The organism is Parvibaculum sp., from assembly GCF_035511255.1.
In the GTDB taxonomy this organism is placed as follows: domain Bacteria; phylum Pseudomonadota; class Alphaproteobacteria; order Parvibaculales; family Parvibaculaceae; genus Parvibaculum.
Genome location: NZ_DATKFR010000073.1, coordinates 1 through 2,332, shown reverse-complemented (window position 1 = coordinate 2,332; position 2,332 = coordinate 1). Strand labels below are relative to the sequence as shown.

The following is a 2,332-nucleotide window of genomic DNA, read 5'->3' as shown; positions in this document are numbered from 1 at the left end:
AGGTCGCCACCAGCGCGCCCGCCCAATGCACCACCTCGCCGCTCTGCGGCGACTTCACCTCATGATCGAGGTTCACGATGAGCTTGTTGATGTCGCGCGCCAGCACCGCGAGGTTGATGACGCGGATGGAGGCGAATTCGTGCTCGCGCTTGACGGCGGCGAGCGCGTTGTGGAAGCCGGCGATGCGCTCCTCGACCAGGCGGCGCAGCGGACGCACCGTCTTGCGGTCGTCGGGCAGCTGCTTGAGCGCTTCCGAGAGGATGGCGGCGACGTCGCCGATGCCATCGAGGCTTCCCTGCAGATGCGCCGAGGGCGCCTCCGCCCATTCGCGGCACCTCGATGAACCGGCGTCTCTCCGGTCCCGACAATTCGCTCAACGCGCCGCTGAGGCAGGATTCCGAAGGCGGCGAATGGCAGGACTGGCTGGTCGACGACAGCGCCGATCAGGAAACCGTGCTCGGCGATCAGGAAGAGATGGGCCTGCGCCACGAGATGCTCGCCCAGGCGATGCAGACGCTCAACGAGCGCGAGATGCACATCCTGACCGAGCGGCGGCTGAAGGACGAGCCGGCGACACTCGAAGACCTCTCGCAGGAATACGGCATCAGCCGCGAGCGCGTCCGCCAGATCGAGGTCCGCGCCTTCGAGAAGCTGCAGAAAGCGATGCGCGCCGCCATGCGCGACCAGTCCGATGCCCGCAAGGAAGCCATCGCCAACGCGTGATTGTTCCGCCCACAGATAAATAAAAAGGCCGCCCCGAACCGGGCGGCCTTTTTTCGTTTTACACCAAGCCCAAAACAACTGTCACCCCGGGCTTGTCCCGGGGCCCAGGGGCCGCACGCTCGGCATTTGTCGCCCTTGGATCCCGGCACAAGGCCGGGATGACATCAAGGGTAAAAGGCAGGTCCGGCCTTACTCCGCCGCCACCCCGGTCCCGATGGGGCAGCTCACGCCCGTGCCGCCGAGGCCGCAATAGCCGGCGGGATTCTTCGCCAGATATTGCTGGTGATAATCCTCGGCGAAAAAGAACTCCGGCGCGTCGAGGATTTCGGTCGTGATCGCGCCGTAACCCTGCTTGCCGAGTTCGGCCGCATACATCGCCTTCGATGCTTTCGCCGCCTCGCGCTGCGCCGCGCTCGTCACATAGATGCCCGAACGGTACTGCGTGCCGATATCGTTGCCCTGCCGCATGCCCTGCGTCGGGTTGTGGCTTTCCCAGAAGGTCTTGAGCAGCGTCTCGTAGGACACCTTCTTCGGATCGTAGACGACAAGCACGACCTCGTTGTGCCCGGTGCGGCCGGTGCAGACCTCCTCATAGGTCGGGTTCGGCGTATAGCCCGCCGCATAGCCGACCGCCGTCACGACGACGCCCGGCACCTGCCAGAACTTCCGCTCCGCGCCCCAGAAACAGCCGAGGCCGAAAATCGCCGTCTCGCTGCCCGCCGGATAAGGCCCCTTCAGCGGCGCCCCATTGACGAAGTGCCGCTCCGCCGTCGGCAGCGGCGTCCCTCGCCCCTTCAGCGCCTCGTCAGGCGCGGGCATCTCGATCTTCTTGCGCAGATTGAACATTCAGCACCTCCATTCTTGGAGCCCGGATATGGGCAATCCTATGCCTTCGCAAAAGCCCTGTCAGGTCTTGCGCGCAATCACGTCTTCGTGCGCCCGAGCCAATCCGCCAATTCCCGCCACGGCCCGATGTCCCAGTATTTCGTCGCCGCGCCGGGGGCGAGCAGAGGACGAAGACCTCCGGGAAATCCGGCAGTGCCGGCGCCTGCCGGCCGAGCCCGATCTTCCCCGTCGGCTGCCCGAGCCAGACGCTCGCGGCCTTCTTGCTGGTGAAAGCGATGGCGCGGGGGCGGAAGCGGCGCATCTTGGTCTCGAACAGCGTCGCGTCGAAATGTTCGGGCGCGATCTCGTGATCCATGCCCGATCCGATTTTCGACATATCCGTGAAACCGATCCCGAGCTCGACGAGCCTCGGAAACTCATGCGGCGCGAAAAGCCTCGGCGTCAGGCCGACCTCATGCAGCGTCCGCCAGAAGCGGTTCCCCGGATGCGCATAGTAAGCCCCCTCCGCCGCCGAACGATGCCCCGCCGCCGTGCCGACGAAGACGAGGTTCAGCCCCTCGCGAAGCTGATCGGGCAGCTTTTCGGTCACCTTCGCCCTCCGGGCATAGTTCGGGAGATAGCCGGATAGATGGGAAGCAGCGTCACGCTGGTCAAGAGGCGCGGCACACGGAATATTTTTCGCGAAACTTATCCCCGCCCTCACCCTCCCACCGCCTCGCGGCGGCGGGCCCCTCCCTCTCCCGCAAGCGGGCGAGGGGTAAGA

The 2,332-nt window shown here is 65.5% G+C and carries 2 protein-coding genes and 2 pseudogenes; 1 reads left to right on the top strand and 3 read right to left on the bottom strand.

The window, feature by feature from the left end:
* A pseudogene (locus VMR03_RS18970) lies at window positions 1-349 on the bottom strand (hypothetical protein); the annotation flags it as partial.
* Here VMR03_RS18970 and VMR03_RS02340 point away from each other — a divergent pair.
* Window positions 337-723 (top strand): annotated as a pseudogene (locus tag VMR03_RS02340) (sigma-70 family RNA polymerase sigma factor); the annotation flags it as partial. The pseudogenes VMR03_RS18970 and VMR03_RS02340 overlap by 13 nt on opposite strands.
* 189 nt (window positions 724-912) lie before the next feature.
* Here the strand turns inward: VMR03_RS02340 and msrA are convergent.
* Both msrA and VMR03_RS02330 read right to left on the bottom strand, forming a co-directional pair.
* A complete protein-coding gene (gene msrA, locus VMR03_RS02335) occupies window positions 913-1,569 on the bottom strand; it encodes a peptide-methionine (S)-S-oxide reductase MsrA (RefSeq protein ID WP_325401891.1) in 657 nt (218 codons plus the stop codon).
* On the bottom strand, window positions 1,529-2,158 hold the full coding sequence (locus VMR03_RS02330; RefSeq protein ID WP_325401889.1) for a mismatch-specific DNA-glycosylase: 630 nt from the start codon (window positions 2,156-2,158) through the stop codon (window positions 1,529-1,531). The genes msrA and VMR03_RS02330 overlap by 41 nt, the downstream gene beginning before the upstream one ends.
* Window positions 2,159-2,332: the final 174 nt, after the last annotated feature.

Bases quoted from the DNA above. Each gene is read 5' to 3' on its own strand.
- msrA (WP_325401891.1), bottom strand. From the start codon at position 1,569: ATGTTCAATCTGCGCAAGAAGATCGAGATGCCCGCGCCTGACGAGGCG.